The following is a 382-nucleotide window of genomic DNA, read 5'->3' on the forward strand; positions in this document are numbered from 1 at the left end:
GCAGTCGCTGTTCTACATCTTCTACGGCTGGGCGTCCGACAAGTTCGGCCGCAAGCCGGTGATCGCCACGGGCCTCGTGATCTTCGCGATCGGCAGCTTCGTCGCCGCATCCGCGCACGACATCACGTGGATCATCGTCGGCCGCGTGATCCAGGGGATGGGCGCGGTGTCGTCCGCGGTGCTCGCGTTCATCGCCGACCTGACCTCCGAGCAGAACCGCACGAAGGCGATGGCGATGGTCGGCGGCTCGATCGGCGTGTCGTTCGCGGTCGCGATCGTCGGCGCGCCGATCGTGTTCCACTGGGTCGGGATGAGCGGGCTGTTCGCGATCGTCGGCGTGCTGTCGATCCTCGCGATCGGCGTCGTGCTGTGGATCGTGCCT

Annotated in this window: 1 protein-coding gene; it reads left to right on the top strand. The window is 67.0% G+C overall.

Annotation, left to right across the window (positions count from 1 at the left end; genetic code table 11):
- Positions 1-382: MFS transporter (locus tag JYJ84_RS37485; protein WP_205190373.1), on the top strand; the 382-nt coding region annotated here is incomplete at both ends.

This window comes from Burkholderia sp. LMG 13014, from assembly GCF_905232215.1.
Taxonomy (GTDB): domain Bacteria; phylum Pseudomonadota; class Gammaproteobacteria; order Burkholderiales; family Burkholderiaceae; genus Burkholderia.